Origin of the sequence: Pedobacter chinensis (genome assembly GCF_003339865.1) — a bacterium.
In the GTDB taxonomy this organism is placed as follows: domain Bacteria; phylum Bacteroidota; class Bacteroidia; order Sphingobacteriales; family Sphingobacteriaceae; genus Pedobacter; species Pedobacter chinensis.
The window spans coordinates 688,114-702,193 of record NZ_QPKV01000003.1; the positions used below are offsets into that span (position 1 = coordinate 688,114).

Sequence of the window (14,080 nt, forward strand, 5' to 3'; positions counted from 1 at the left end):
CTTTTATGGTCTTGCTGCCTGAGGTGCAGGAAGTTCTTTTCTTGGGATTTGTGCCTCGCGTTGAGATGTGTTGTAAACAAATGAAGCAATAATTGTTGCCGATTGTTTCAAATCATCTTCAACCAATCTATCATAAGTATCCATGTTGCTATGGTGAGTTCGGGTATTATAATCGGCTGGATCCTGAATAAACTGGAATCCTGGAATACCAACTGCATCAAAAGCCTGGTGATCGGTTCCACCTGTATTATTAATAGTAACGGTTGTTGCACCCAGATCATTAAATGGCGTTAACCAGTTTTGAAAGATTGGTCCGGCGGCGGCATTTCCCTGTAAATAAACACCACGAATTTTTCCGGTTCCATTATCTAAATTATAATATGCAGATATTTTCTTTTGGTCTGGGGTTAAAGCCATCGTTTTCGGGTCGCCGAAATGTTTGGCTACATAACCTCTTGACCCGAATAAACCTTGTTCTTCTGAGCTCCAAAGGGCAATGCGAATGGTGCGTTTTGGTTTAAAATCTATTGCCTTTAAAATACGCATCGCTTCCATCATCACTGCAGATCCTGCAGCATTATCGGTAGCGCCTGTTGCTGCGTGCCATGAGTCAAAGTGACCACCAATCATCACCACTTCGTCCTTTAACTTTTTATCCGTTCCGGGAATTTCTGCAATAACGTTATATCCCTGAGGGTCCTGATCGTAAAATGAGGTTTTAATATCGGCTTCAACCTCTACGGTTTTACCTGCACGCAATAAACGTAAAATGTGCAGGAAGTCTTCTGCTGCAACTTCCAGCTCTGGTGAAACTGGTTTAGCATCTAAAGCGTAAGATGCTCCGTTACTTGTAAAGAAGGTTCCCTGACCACCGCGGGCATAGGTTAAAATTAAAGCTACTTTTTCTTCTACCAGCATAGCGCTCATTGCTGCACGAATTTCACGCATTTTCATCATTTGTGCCATACGGTCTGCCATTGGCCCACCAGCCGGACGTTGTCTGTCTGCTCCGGCTGCTGCTGGTTTTGCTGCCGCCATTTGTGCTAAGGTAGAATCTGCATAGCGGGAGAAATCTGGTTTAAGACCGCTTGTTAGCGGAGTTCCCTGATCCATCATTACAATTTTACCAACCAATTTTCCTTTATACTTTGCCAGATCGGAAACACTATCGGCTTTAATTAAAATTACTTCAGATTTAACCGGGCCATTTGTTCCAGGCGTCCAGGCTTTAGGAGAAGCAATGATAGGATGATAAAAAGGAACGGTGGTAGCGGCATAATATTTATCAACCTGCCACCCTTTTCCGAAGGTACCCCAGGCTTCGAGATGTGCATTTTTAAGGCCCCATTCTGTAAGTTGTTTAACGGCCCATTCCTGAGCTCTTTTTAAGCCTGGTGAATTTGATAATCGTGGACCTGAAACATCAGTAAGGTTAAAGGCAATATCCATTACTTTTGAGTTTTCTAAACCTGCCTTACGTATCTTTTGTACCACAGCTGCATCTGGCGTATCTTGCGCAAACACAGAAAAGCATAAGCCCAGGGCTAATGCTGTAATTGTAAATCTTTTGATCATTTTTATGAAAATGTTGGTTGGTTGTTATTGCTAAGTTACAGTTTAACAAACTTGCTTTCACTTTACCATGATATTTTTACAATGGTTTATGGCACCTGCAAGTGAAAACTGAAGTGTTTAGTAATTGCCGAGGTTAACTAAACCTTATTGAAACGAAAAGCCCGCATTCCATTTTTCCTGGAAGCGGACTTGTAGTGTAAAGAAGGACTGACACTTAAAATGAAAAACTGTAATTGCTTTTCAAAAAAAAATATATTTATTTGATGCTTTTTTTAGTCACAATGAAATAGCCGGCAACAAACAAAACCGCTGCGTAAGTTAAACTTGTCCATATTTCCCGGGAGAAAATTTCAAAATCAAGAGGATCTTTCCCTTTTTCTATTTTGGTAACTTGTAGTGCTAAAGCGGGCAAACTGTAAGGAATTAAATAAGCATATTTCCACTTTAAACTTGCAGTTACAATTCCCATAATTGTGCCGACAAAACCTATGCCTATGGGCTTAAGAAAATCGGCCAAGATTAAACTTAATATAAATTGAAGGGATAAAATGCCTAATGATGACAGGAATAACTTGGTGTAAGAATTAATTAAAAATGTTGATGGATTATATTGACTGAATGTGTATTTGGGAATCAATGCTTGTAGCAAGTGGCCGAAACCGAAAGTTAGGGCTGCAAAAAGAAATAAACAAATAAAGATGAGCAATACTGCAAATAGATATTTGGCTGTATAGATAGAGAATTTGTTTAAGGGTTGTGCAAACAGGGTTTTCCAGGTGTCGTTTTTATGTTCGATGTTATTTACTGAAAATGCCATGAACATTACATAGAAAGGCATAATGAGCATGCCCATAACATTTAATGTGGCACCAGCATAGCTTACCCAAAGAAGCATACCAGGGTAATTCATTTTTAACACCTTTTCTGAACCAGAATAAAAACCAAAAGTAACCAGGCTGCAGATTCCCACAGGAAGCAAAATTGCGGCCCAAAATGCAAGTGTTTTTCTGGATTTATAAAATTCGGAAACTAATGATATATATATTGAGCGCATGTTAATTGTTTTTCGTGATATCCAGGAATAGGTTTTCGAGATCCTTACGTTGTTTGTAAAGACTGTAGATTGTAAAGCCGTTTTGAATAAGGAGTGTGTTCAGCTTGCCACTATCTTCTGCGGATGAAAATGGCAAAGTGATTTTTTTATCGGTTTTTGAAACAATTTCAAAACCTGAATTTGTTAAAAAGGCACTTGCATTTTCAACCTGATCTACTTCTATCTCTAACAATGGCTTACTCAGAAGATGAAGTTCATCAATTGTGCCTTGAAATAACAGCTGTCCTTTATTGATAATGCCAACATGCGTTGCGGTTCTTTCAATTTCTGCAAGCAAATGACTGGAAACCAAAATGGTTTTGTTATGTTTTGCTGTTAATTCGATCATCAGGTTTCTGATTTCGATAATACCGTTGGGATCTAAGCCGTTTGTTGGTTCATCCAGTAACAACAATTCTGGATCTGAAACCAATGCCAGGGCAATGCCTAAGCGCTGTTTCATTCCTAAGGAATATTTATTCGATTTTTTATTTGCGGCATCGGTTAAACCAACCAATGCTAACATTTCATCAGCCTTAGCTTTTTTTATTCCTAATAAAATGCAGCGATTGATTAAATTCTCCTTGCCGGAGAGATGGCCATAAATAGCTGGTTGTTCTACCAATGCCCCAATTCGTTTAAGCGTTGCAATGCGATTACTGTTAATTTCTTTTCCAAAGATAAAAACCTGATCTACGGGAGACTTGAGCAAATTAAGCAGAATTTTTATTGTGGTTGTTTTTCCGGCACCATTTGGACCTAAAAAGCCGTATATACTGCCTTTTGGTACTTGTAATGATAAATCTTTAACTATGGTTTGGTTGCCGAAGTTAAAATTTAAACCTACAGTTTCGATTGCAAAATTACTCATTATACTATTTGAAAATAGCAGTAGCTTGTTTCACAATGGCATTAGAGCTTGTTGCAGGTTTTACCACAACTTCAGCATCAGTTTGATTAGTATTAATCATAAGTGTTAAAATAAGCATCATAAATACTGGCAGTAATAAAAGTAAAAATGGCGAAGTGTTTGCTAATTTTTTCATGATCTGTTTATTTATTGTTAAGGCTATGAAACTATCATCAGCATTTGTTATGTTTTTTTTGTTGATTGCTGATGATGGTTTCATGTTGTTTTCGTTTTGATGATTCAAAGGAACACAATGAAAATTTGCTGCTAAAATGTATTATACCAATTGTTCAAGATTCTAGATCAACTGGCATTTTTCTTGTTTGTCGATAAATTTTGCCGTTTCGACCGTTGGTAGAAAAAAAATGCCAGTTGGTAGATTGTATGCTTTTAGAAAATAAAGTTTATTTATTTTGGGTGCACAAAAGAAATGATGAATAATCAGCATTTTTTTAAGTAATAGAAAGATTTTTCATGAAGACAAATAAAGGTCCTTTAATTCTGCACTCTATTTTTTGGGGAATAATATTGATGATCGTAATTGCGAGCAATATTTTTGACAATTCTAAACATACGCTTACTGATTATTTTATTACTTATGTTGTGTACGGTATTATTAATGTATCAATATTTTACCTGAATTACATTTTTTTAATTCCCGGATTAATAAAGAAAAGGAAAAAGTATTGGTTATATGTACTCGTATTTCTTTTCATTATTGCTCTTGCTGTAGTTGCTAAAACAGCTGTTGCTGTATTGTATCCTGATGATGTTTTAGTTTATATTGGATCTAAGGGGAAGAAAATAGAAATTCCTATTCATAACTTCATCATTGCTGTAACCTTTCTCTCTGGGTTTTTTATGATCAGCAGCTGTATTATAAAATTCACAATCGATTGGTTTTCCAGTGAGCGCATTCAGCGTAATCTGGAAAGCGAGCGCCGGGAAATGGAGTTGCAATTTTTGAAATCACAATTAAATCCACACTTTCTTTTCAATTCATTAAATAACATTTATTCGCTTGCCTACCAAAAATCAGAAAAAACTGCTGATGCGATTATGAAACTTTCGGAAATTATGCGATACATGATATATGAAAGCAACACGCCAACGGTAGCATTAAGCAAGGAAGTTGATTATTTAACAAACTATATTGAGTTGCAGAAAATCAGGTTTAAAGATGGTGCTTATATAGAACTTACTTTAAATGGAGAAATTGATGATCAAAAGATTGTTCCGCTGATGTTGATTTCTTTTGTTGAAAATGCTTTTAAACACGGTGTGGTAAACGATCCTGAAAATCCCGTTAAAATTAACATCATTGCGAATCAGAAAATTCTTCATTTCAGTGTGATTAATAAGAAGAATCAACAGAACAAAGATGCGCAGGGTGGAGTTGGATTAACCAATGTTGAAAGAAGATTACAGCTTGTTTACCCTGACAGATATAAATTAAATGTTGTAAATTCGGCTACTCATTATACCTGTGAACTGATGATTGATATTTAATTCGGAACCAATACGGAGCGAATTCAATAAAAAATCATTAATTAAAATTTAAACCTAAAATGAACTTAAATTGTATTGTTGTTGATGATGAGCCTTTAGCGCTTGATATTTTGCAGGATTATATTTCTAAAGTACCATTTTTAACGTTAGTTAAAAGGTGTGAAAATCCAATTGAAGCGCTGCAAGTTGTTCAAGGCGGTGGTATTGATCTGGTATTTCTGGATATTCAAATGCCAGAATTAACGGGAATTCAATTTTTGAAAATCGCCGGGAATAAATGCCATTACATTTTAACTACCGCTTATCCTCAATATGCTTTAGAAAGCTATGATTTAAATGTTTCTGATTATTTATTGAAACCAATTGCTTTCGATCGTTTTTATAAAGCGGTAGAAAAAGTACACAATCAGTTTAAGCCAGTTGAGGTTCCGGCCAGCGTAGCACAGCCAATTGTTACACCTGCCCCTTTTTCAGCTCCGGCCAACCCTGTTCAGGATTATATTTTCGTTAAAACCGAGCACAAAATCCAGAAAATTTACCTTCACAACATCTTATATATTGAAGGATTGAAAGATTATATTTCCATTTTTACTAAAGATGAGCGTGTTATCACACTGCAAAGTATGAAGAAGATGGAAGAGGCACTACCCCAAAGCCAATTCATTCGGGTACACAAATCTTACATTGTGGCTGTTGATAAAATTGAAAGTATAGAGCGCAGCAGAATTACGATCAATCAAAAAATCATTCCTGTTGGAGATACTTACAGAGATGAGTTTTTCAGGGTAATAGGAAATAAGAATATTTAATTCCGGGTTGAGAGTCAAATATTGGAAAACATGATGTTAGGTTCGTAAATGTATTGATACTAGAATCTAAATACTATAAAAGCACTTCTTGTCCTAAAACTTTTCTGATTTCAGTTTCTGCTTCCAAAGTAATTTCGTTTGGTGTTTTTACGCCCGGTTCAATTGGCTTTAAAACCGTCCATTTTAATGCGTTGCCTGCTGTGAGCGGAAACACGCCAAAGCGTACAATTTTCCAGGAGTTTTCAATTGCCACCGGAACAACCAAAGCATTAGGTACAGCCTTTAAAAGGGTTGCAATTCCGCCAAATTGAAATGGCTTGACCTGACCATCTTTCGCCCTGGTTCCTTCCGGGAAAATCACGGTGCTCCAGTTGTTTTCTTTCATTCTGCGGCCTAGTTTAATGATTTCGGAAATGGCTTGTTTGTTATCTTTCCTGTTGATGTTTGCACCACCACCTAAACGTAAATTGATGGATATGGACGGAATTCCTTTCGTCAACTCTATTTTAGAAATGAATTTTGCACTGTGTTTTCTCAAAAACCAGATCAACGCCGGAATATCGTACATGCTTTGATGATTCGCTGCAAATATGATTGGCCTGTCTGTTGGTAAATTATAATCGTTTTTAAATGTGATGGTGTTTAAAAGAAATAACTGGCAATAGGTTAAAAAGAAATTCAATATATCAACAGAAGTTTTATGTGCTTTATAGCCAAAAAGTTTGTAGCAAATCCATTGAATGGGGTGGAAAATGCAAAGCACCAATCCGAAAAAAATATAAAAAACTGGACTAAGGAGATATCCGAAAAGTTTACTCATTTTAAGGTTTAAATATTAACGCAAAGATAATGAATAATTATTCTGGTTCTTTGAAGATGTATTTTTCTTCAAATTCTATTTCAAAAGCTTTTAAAAATTGGTGTACTCATCCAGAAAGGTTTCTTTTTTATGGTGTTCTTTTTGATTTTGGATATAATGAATTACTTTAGGAACATGACTTTTTGAATAGGAAAATGCGCCATAACCTTCTTGCCAGGAAAACTTTGATTTTAAGAAACCCTGGTCGTTAATCCATTTTGAACTCTCGGTTTTTACATTTTGAATTAAACTTGAAATAGATTGATGTGTGCGTAAACCAACAAGGATATGGATATGATCTGGCATGTTGTTTATTTGAATCATCTTATGATTATTGGCTTGTATAATGCCTGTGATGTATTTCAACAATCTTTCTTCCCATTCTTTACCAATTAAAGCTGCACGGTATTTAACTGCAAAAACAAATTGGATGTGGATTTGGGTGTAGGTGTTAGGCATATCGTTTTTTTTTCAAGATAATTAATTTCACGAAACGTTCCTACGGAACGAAAAAACATTTCATTATTTGTGCTACCCAGGAGATGTCCCTATTGGGACATTCATGAGCGCAAATATCCTGTAGTTTTACACTCCTCGGCAGAAAAATTACCGGTAAAAGCTCTCTATTTGGATATGCATTAACGCAAAATATTCCGTATAATATGTTCTCGGTAAAAAATACAGGTAAAATGCCCCTATCGGGACATGCATGAATGCAAATATCTTGTAGTTTTACACTCCTCGGTAGAAAAAATTACCGTTGAAAGTGCTCTATGGCGATAAGCATGAACGTAAAATATCCCGTAGAATAGTTCTCGGCAGAAAAAAATACCGAGGAAATGCCCCTATTGGGACATGCATGAACGCAAAATGCCCTGTAGGAGATATCTTCGGTAGAAAAAAATACCGATGAATGTTCTCTATTTGGATATGCATGAATGCAAAATATTCCGTAGAATAGTTCTCGGTAAAAAAAATTACCAGTGAAAGCTCTCTATGGCGATATGCATGAACGTAAAATATCCCGTAGAATAGTTTCTCGGCAGAAAAAAAATACCGAGGAAATGTCCCTATCGGGATATGCATGAACGCAAAATATCCTGTAGAATATATCATCGGCAGAAAAAAATACCGAAGAAATGCCCCTATTGGGATATGCATGAACGTAAAATATCCCGTAGGGATATATCCTGGGTAGAAAAAAATCCGTAGGAACATTTGGTGGTTATGATGGTGTCAATGATGGAAATTGCGCTTTGACGGCATGTTAACGATCTGGAATATCCTATTTACATTTCACGAGAGGTTCCCGTGGAACGAAAAAACATTTGCTACCCAGGAGATGTCCCTATTGGGACATGCATGAATGCAAAATATCGCGTAGGGATATATCTTGGATAAAAAAAAATGATGTGTTTTTTATGTTCCGTAGGAACATTTGGTGGTTATAATGGTGTCAATGATGGAAATTGCGCTTTGACGGCATGTAACGATCTGGAATATCCTATTTACATTTCACGAAATGTCTTATCGGAATATGCATGAACGCAAAATATCCCGTAGGGATATATCCTGGGTAAAAAAAATGATGTATTTTTTTTATGTTCCATAGGAACATTTGGTGTAATCATGACATTTGGAATTATATTAAATTTTCCAGCATCATCAATTTTGCTTTTAAAATGGCTGCAACACTCATCGAGTCGGTAATTTCGTTATTTAAAACCATTTGATAGGCTTCATCAAAAGGGATTTTCTTAACCACTAATTGCTCGGTTTCCTCGGGCATTGCAATGCCCTGAATAAGATCAGTTGCTATATAAATAATACTCAGTTCATCACTGACGGAATTGGAAAGATGCATGCGCTGTATTTCTTTCCAGTTTCTGGCACTCATTCCGGTTTCTTCCAATAATTCCCTTCTTGCGCTTTCTAATGGGTCTTCGTTTAAAGGCCCTCCACCTTCTGGAATTTCCCAGCTGTAAGTTTTCAAGGGAAATCGATATTGTCCAACCAACCAGGTGTTATAGTGCTCATCCAACGGTAAAATTCCAATGGCTAAATTTTTGAAATGAACCTCGCCATAAATTCCGTTACCACCAGATGGATTGATGACCTGATGTTCGGTTACCTTAATCCAATTGTTGTCATATTTAATCTCACTATCAAGTGTTTTCCAGGGATTTTGTTCTTCCATGCTGCAAATTAATAATATCCATGGCGAAATAAAATTTATTGCGGTTTTGTGGCCGCTGGTGGCGGAATCTTCTTCGCTATTTTTGTAAACCTGTAGTTTAAACTAAAAATGAAGTTTTGCGTATTATTGGTAGAGAAATTCTGGAGTCTAAAGTTTTCTCCTTCATTGTACAATGTATTATTGCGGTTTCCAAATACATCATTTAGTGTAATCCTGAAATTTAGTCTGTTGCTCATGAACATCTTCCTGGCCGAGAAACTCGAAGTGACAGAACCCTTGTTTCTTCCTTGCGCATTGACATTATTGGCATAATTAAGATTCGATTCGAAGGCCGTTTTTTGCGGTAACTGCATCGAAAAACCAAAACTTCCTCTTAAACTCAAACCATCTCTATTCAGAGCACTGTTAAGTTTAGAAGTATATTTGCTTTGAATAACGCTGAGGTTACCATTAGCGGATATTTTGTTTGTAGGGCGGTAATTGCCAATTAAAATTAAAGCCAATGAATTGTTGGTTCCAACATTGTCAAAGGTGTTTTCCGATCGGGCAGAACTTGATCCAGGAATCAGCACCACTGTTCTGTATCGTTCAATTACACCCTGACTGGTAGAATAGGAAAGTCGCGGTGTGAATGACCATTTTTGGCCAAACGCACCAAAACTAAGATCCATTTGATGCGTGTATGCCGGAGAAAGGTTTGGATTTCCGTAAGAGATGTTCAAGGTATCTACATTATTGACCTGCGGATTCAACGCATTTTCTCTCGGGCGATTGATTCGAACACTGTAGGTGGCGCCAAAATTATATCGCTTTCTGAAAAAACGGTTAAGTGATAAATTTGGAAAAACACTTAAATAAGGCTTAACATTATAATTTTCTCCGGTTGAAAGATCGAAAGCAACATCTGTTAATTCTGTTCTGATCCCGGTTTTTATTCCCCACCCTGCGTTCCGATAATTGTAGGAAGCGTAGCCTGCAAAAATATTTTCGTTGTACAGAAACTGGTTACTTAGCCTATTGTTGGTAACAAATTGCTCTGTTTGAAAATTGAAATTTTGTACCAGTAAATCATTATCATTTTTTCGGTAGTTGTAAGCCAAACCAAGTTCTATACGATCTCTTTTTTTAAAAACTGGTTTATCGTAATCGAGATTGAAGGTTAAGCCGTTATTGCCAATATCATTGTTGTTTTGTTGCAAAGTTGGTTTTGAAACTCCTGTTGGTGCATAAGTTGTATTATAACTTCTAAGGTCTAAGCTCCCATTGGTATTGAAAGTTAAGCCGAGCGATAAATTTCCACCACTTGTATCGGTTTGTAGCTTATAATCAGCATTGATTACGAAATTATTACTCTTTCCGTTTCCAGAGTTTACCTGGTTTCGTAACCGTTTCTCAATTAATTCCTGATTCAGATAATGAAGATCGTTAGTTGAGTTTGAAGAGGATTTGTTATCATTAAGATTGGTTGATAAGCGGAGGTTTTGCTTTGGAGTAATATCCCAATCGAAACCTAATCTAAAGTTTGCACCTCTGTTTTTGTTTTTGTAACCACCAAACTGATCGTAATAAAAAGTAGTATCAGGAAAAAAGTTTTCACGATAGCTGTGGTTGTCTCCTCGGCCAACATTATAACGATAGGCTGCACTCCCGTTTATTGCATAAGATTTACCCCGATAAGAAGCATTGGTATTGGCATTTCCATTTCCTTGTACCCCGCCAGCAACTCCAATATTTCCATTAAAACCAACTTTAAAGCCTTTTTTCATTACAATGTTGATAATGCCCTCGCCGTCGCCACTATATTTTGCGGGTGGATTGGTAAGTACTTCAATTTTTTCAATCGCATCAGAAGGTAAAACATTTAACAAATCTGCGATATTGGATGTCATATAATCAGAGGGTTTCCCATCAATAAAAACACGTGTGCTTTTTTTGCCGGCAATGGTTGCGTTTCCGTCAATATCTACCTGAACCATTGGTACATTCTTTAAAACATCAGTGGCTGTACTTCCTTCAGCTAAAAGAGATGAGCCAACGTTATAAGTTACACCATCTGCTCCAAATTCGATAGTTGGTTTTTGAACGGTTATGGTTACTTCCTGTAAGGAATTTTGTTCGGAACTTAATTTTAAAGAACCAAGGTTTTTATCAAAATCTTTTTCAGTGATGACTATTCCATTCACAATCAATGGAGCATAACCCACAAAACTTATTTTGATCCGGTAATTACCGGGCTTTAAATTTTTTATGCTGAAAAAACCATCTTCATCAGTTGCAGAGGTAATTAATGGTTGCTCTGTACCCTCAAGATAAACGGATATAATTGCTGATGGAATTGATAATCCACCAACTTCTTCTACAACTTTTCCGCTTATTACTCCTTTTTCGGCCGAAAATGCAGAGGTGCCGAAAAGGAAAACCAACAGAAAGAAATATAATTTCGGGAGACGTTTTTTCAATGTTTGGTTTGGTTTATAAAAAAGGCGTTTAAACTAAGTTTTTAAACGCCTTTTTCAAAATTAAAATGATCCTTCATCAGGACGGTTATCTTGTTGTTCTTCTTTTTTCTTAGACTTGTTTAAATTAAAAGTTGTTTTTCCAAAACGATAGGAGAAGGTTAAATTCCCCATTGTACCTTGCATCCGACGTTGGAAATCAATAAGCGTAAAGTTGTCATCAGTGGTCATGCTCCATCTTCGGGTATTAAATACATCTCTGATGTTAAAGCTAAGCGATGCCTTTTTGTTCGGGAAATCATATTTCGCACCACCATCAATTCCGTACATCGCGTTGCGTTTTCCCTGCGCCATCACTTCAGGAGCACGGTAATCTCCACGTACCTGAATAGACACATTTTTAACTACAGTTAAATTTCCGGTAATGTTCGCATTCCAGCTGAAGCCACTTCTGTCAGCAATATTATATCTGGCATCGCCATCAAATTTTTGTTGATATAAATTTACGTTGGTAGTGAAGTTTAATGCTTTAATTAAATCAAAACGACCAATTAACTCTAAACCGCTGTTTATCTGGCGTGTTAAGTTTTGAGGCGTGGTGGTAATAATACCATTAGCATCAGGAACACTTCTTACACGCTGAATAACATCATTGGTTTGACGGAAATAAAGACTTGATGTTAAAGTTACTTTCTTAAAGTATTTGCTATAGCCTAATTCAAATGAATGCACATCTTCCGGATATAAATTTGGATTACCTGCTCTATAATTCAATGGGTCTGAAACATCTAAAAATGGATTGGTATCCCAGGCACGAGGGCGATTCACACGACGTGTGTAACTCAACTGAAGTTGCTGATCTCCTTTCAGCTTTTGGGTTAAGAAAATACTTGGGTACAATCTTTTGTAATGAATATTGCCTTCACTGGCAGTTAAAACGTTTTCGTTATAACCTTCTAAATAAGTATCTAAACGGGCATCTTCAGCTCTTAAACCAACCTGATAACCGAAATCTTTAATCTGGTTCTGGTAATTTAAATATAAAGCATGAACCTGGTCTTTACTGCTGAAATCATTGATTAACTTGTTGTTTCTAATCACTACATTCGTATTTGTTAGAACTGAATCGGCATATTGATCGTTATCTCCCAAGCGAATCTGGCTGCGGTATCCAGCCTCAATTTTTCCGGTTTTGCCGACAGGTAATGCGTAATCTGCCTGAATGTTATAGTTTGTGTTTTCGCCGGTATTGAAAATACGTTGCAAACTTGGGTTTATATTTACATCAGAACCATTTCTATTGGTAATAATAGTGTTATAAGCCTGGTTATTGTTATTGGTGCCATTAGAATAACCAAAGTTGAAAGTCAGTTCTTCTTTAGGTTTTTTAAACTTTTGAACATAATCCAGGTTTAAATCATAACTGTTTCCATCGCCGTTGTTCACATTGTTCCTGTTACTGAATAAAACCGGATTTAGTCCTGAACTTAATTGTCTGATATCTACATATTCATCACGATCATTTTCTCTTGAGTTAAATCCACCAGATAAACTTACAATGCTTTTTGGCGTAATGTAATAGTCAATTCCAGCTTTGGCGTTATGCCCTTTATCTAACGATGAAGATGAGGTGCTCTGGTTTGCAAAAGCTGTAGAAGTTGCAGAGTTTCTATAAGTGATATCCTGAAAACCGCCACCAATTCTGTTTCCGTAGCGATAACTGTAATTTCCATAAATATTTACCTTACTGTTTTGGAAACTCAAGTTGGTATTGCCATTGTAATTATCTCTATTACCAGCCGTTAATGCCACAGAGCCATTAAAACCTAGTTTAGTGTTTTTCTTTAACACAATGTTAATGATTCCTGATTGTCCTTCTGCGTCATATTTTGCGGATGGATTCGTAATCACTTCAACACTTTCGATAGAACTTGCAGGGATTGACTGAAGAATCTGGGCAACATTTCCTCCTGCAATTAATGATGGTTTGCCATCAATCAATACCCTAACGCCGCTTGATCCACGCAAACTTACATTACCATCCATATCTGTTGAAACGGAAGGTACGTTTTGCAATAAATCTCCGGCTGAACCACCTTCGCTAACCAAGCTTTGATCAACTGAAAAAATCTTTTTATCAATGCCCATCTGCATGCCTTGTTTCTGGCCTGTTACAGTAATTTCGCTGAGTATGTTTCCTTTTGCGGTATTCATTTTAATATCGCCGAAGTTTAAAGTTCCTGTTGCAGCAGTGATGGTCACGTTATCTCTAACCATGGTTTGATAACCAACAAAACTGATTTTGAAGGTAAAAGTTCCTGCAGGCAAATCAGCCATAACAAAAGCACCGTTAACATCGGTTTGGGCTATTTTAACATTTTTAGCTGTTGCTTTATCAATTAAAACCGCTGTCGCAAATGGAATTGTCTCTTGTGTGGTAGCATCTTTAAGTGTACCTGTGATTTTGGCTTTGCCACCTGTTTGTGCAAAAAGACCAAAGGATAAACTTATTAGTAATAGTGTAATCTGTATCGTTCCTGATTTTAAAATTCTCATTAAAATAATATATATTGTGTGTTCTTGTAAAGGGAGACAAAGTAACGGCAAGTAAGTTTAATTAAGGAGCCGTAACTATTTTATTACAGCCATATTATAGTAAAATTTTTGTGAGC

The 14,080-nt window shown here is 36.5% G+C and carries 11 protein-coding genes; 2 read left to right on the top strand and 9 right to left on the bottom strand.

Annotated features, from left to right (window positions below; genetic code table 11):
- Window positions 1–3 precede the first annotated feature (3 nt).
- The 4 genes from DU508_RS08335 to DU508_RS08350 all read right to left on the bottom strand — a co-directional run bounded on the left by DU508_RS08335 (window position 4) and on the right by DU508_RS08350 (window position 3,798).
- Window positions 4–1,575, bottom strand: coding sequence for a M28 family metallopeptidase (locus DU508_RS08335; protein WP_233509423.1), 1,572 nt, complete (start codon window positions 1,573–1,575; stop codon window positions 4–6).
- Between the two features lie 256 nt (window positions 1,576–1,831).
- Entirely contained in the window at window positions 1,832–2,629 is a 798-nt protein-coding gene (locus tag DU508_RS08340; protein ID WP_115402359.1) for an ABC transporter permease, read from the bottom strand.
- Window position 2,630: 1 nt separating this feature from the next.
- On the bottom strand, window positions 2,631–3,539 hold the full coding sequence (locus DU508_RS08345; RefSeq protein WP_115402360.1) for an ABC transporter ATP-binding protein: 909 nt from the start codon (window positions 3,537–3,539) through the stop codon (window positions 2,631–2,633).
- 4 nt (window positions 3,540–3,543) lie between these two features.
- The gene (locus DU508_RS08350; protein ID WP_115402361.1) at window positions 3,544–3,798 is read right to left on the bottom strand and encodes a hypothetical protein; all 255 of its coding nucleotides are present in this window, start codon (window positions 3,796–3,798) and stop codon (window positions 3,544–3,546) included.
- Window positions 3,799–4,052: 254 nt separating this feature from the next.
- Between DU508_RS08350 and DU508_RS08355 the strand changes: the two genes are divergently transcribed.
- Window positions 4,053–5,087: a sensor histidine kinase gene (locus DU508_RS08355; protein ID WP_115402362.1), complete on the top strand. Its 1,035-nt coding sequence runs from the start codon at window positions 4,053–4,055 to the stop codon at window positions 5,085–5,087.
- A gap of 59 nt (window positions 5,088–5,146) precedes the next feature.
- Entirely contained in the window at window positions 5,147–5,896 is a 750-nt protein-coding gene (locus DU508_RS08360; RefSeq protein WP_115402363.1) for a LytR/AlgR family response regulator transcription factor, read from the top strand.
- A 73-nt stretch (window positions 5,897–5,969) separates the two neighbouring features.
- On the opposite strand, the gene DU508_RS08365 is transcribed toward DU508_RS08360, so the two are convergent.
- The 5 genes from DU508_RS08365 to DU508_RS08385 all read right to left on the bottom strand — a co-directional run bounded on the left by DU508_RS08365 (window position 5,970) and on the right by DU508_RS08385 (window position 13,964).
- Window positions 5,970–6,716 carry a lysophospholipid acyltransferase family protein gene (locus tag DU508_RS08365; protein ID WP_115402364.1) on the bottom strand — a complete coding sequence of 249 codons (747 nt, stop codon included), beginning with the start codon at window positions 6,714–6,716 and terminating at the stop codon, window positions 5,970–5,972.
- A 90-nt stretch (window positions 6,717–6,806) separates the two neighbouring features.
- Complete coding sequence (tnpA, locus tag DU508_RS08370) at window positions 6,807–7,214, bottom strand: IS200/IS605 family transposase (RefSeq protein WP_233509425.1); 408 nt, start codon at window positions 7,212–7,214, stop codon at window positions 6,807–6,809.
- A 1,183-nt stretch (window positions 7,215–8,397) separates the two neighbouring features.
- Entirely contained in the window at window positions 8,398–8,952 is a 555-nt protein-coding gene (locus DU508_RS08375) for an NUDIX domain-containing protein (RefSeq protein ID WP_115402365.1), read from the bottom strand.
- A gap of 35 nt (window positions 8,953–8,987) precedes the next feature.
- A complete protein-coding gene (locus tag DU508_RS08380; protein WP_115402366.1) occupies window positions 8,988–11,411 on the bottom strand; it encodes an outer membrane beta-barrel protein in 2,424 nt (807 codons plus the stop codon).
- A gap of 60 nt (window positions 11,412–11,471) precedes the next feature.
- On the bottom strand, window positions 11,472–13,964 hold the full coding sequence (locus DU508_RS08385) for a TonB-dependent receptor domain-containing protein (protein WP_115402367.1): 2,493 nt from the start codon (window positions 13,962–13,964) through the stop codon (window positions 11,472–11,474).
- Between the last annotated feature and the right edge of the window lie 116 nt (window positions 13,965–14,080).